This is a genomic window from Streptomyces sp. KR55 (assembly GCF_052245645.1).
In the GTDB taxonomy this organism is placed as follows: Bacteria; Actinomycetota; Actinomycetes; order Streptomycetales; family Streptomycetaceae; genus Streptomyces; species Streptomyces flavusporus.
In genome coordinates this window covers 1-1024 of record NZ_JBQQCE010000953.1, presented here as the reverse complement: position 1 = coordinate 1024, position 1024 = coordinate 1, and the positions used below count along the sequence as shown (strand labels likewise).

The following is a 1024-nucleotide window of genomic DNA, read 5'->3' as shown; positions in this document are numbered from 1 at the left end:
CGGGGCGCCGGGGCGCAGCCCGTCGGGATCGGCGAGGACCAGGGTGGCGCCGGACAACAGCGCCATGACCATTTCCCAGAACGCCGCGTCGAAGCTGAGCGAGGCGAACTGCAGCACCCGGTCGCCGGGGCCGACGTGCAGGGTCTGCCGCTGCGCCGCGAGCAGGCTCGCCGCGCCGGTGTGGGTGCCGGTCACTCCCTTGGGGCGGCCGCTGGAGCCGGAGGTGTAGATGACGTACGCGGCGTGGGCGAGCGTGAGCGGGGAACGCCGTTCGGCGTCGGTGACGTCGTCGTCGGGGAAGCGGTCCGGCTGGGCCGAGTCGAGGTCCAGGACGGCTGCCTCGGTCGGCGGTGTGCCGGTCCGGCCGCTCATGACGAGGGTCAGCTCGGGTGCGCCGTCGGACAGCAGGTAGGCGATGCGTTCGGCCGGGTACTGCGGGTCGACCGGAAGGTAGGCGGCGCCCGCCTTGAGGACGGCCAGCACCGCGACGACGAGGTCGGGCGAGCGCGGCAGCATGAGGGCGACCCGGTCCTCCGGTCCGATCCCCCGTTGGATCAGCAGTCGGGCCAGTTGGTTGGCGCGCCGGTTCAGTTCGGCGTACGACAGTGCGGTGTCCGCGAACAGGACGGCGGGCGCGTCCGGGGTGCGGGCGGCCTGCGCTTCGAAAAGTGCCGGCACGGTCTCCTGCGGGACGTTCTGCCGGGTGTCGTTCCAGGTGCCGGTGAGCTGGAGGCGTTCGGCCTCGGTCAGCAGCTCGATGTCGTCGATGCGCCGGCCCGGGTCGGCGGCCACGGCGGTCAGCAGCCGCTCCAGCCAGTGCACGATCCGCCGAACGGTGTCCCGGTCGAAGAGGTCCGTGGCGTACTCGACGTAGCCTTCGAGGCCGGCCGGAGCGCCCTGCGCGTCCAGCGTCTCGGTCAGGCTCACCGAGAGATCGAACTTCGCGCCGCCGGGGTGGATCATCTGCGGGCGTACATCGAGTCCCGGCAGTTCCACGTGGTAGCCGGGGGTGTTCTGCAGGACC

1 protein-coding gene is annotated in these 1024 nt (G+C 72.3%); it reads right to left on the bottom strand.

Features of this window, described 5'->3' with window-relative positions; translation table 11 throughout:
- Window positions 1–1024 (bottom strand): AMP-binding protein (locus ACTWQJ_RS51750; RefSeq protein ID WP_443313261.1); only part of this gene is annotated, 1024 nt, incomplete at both ends.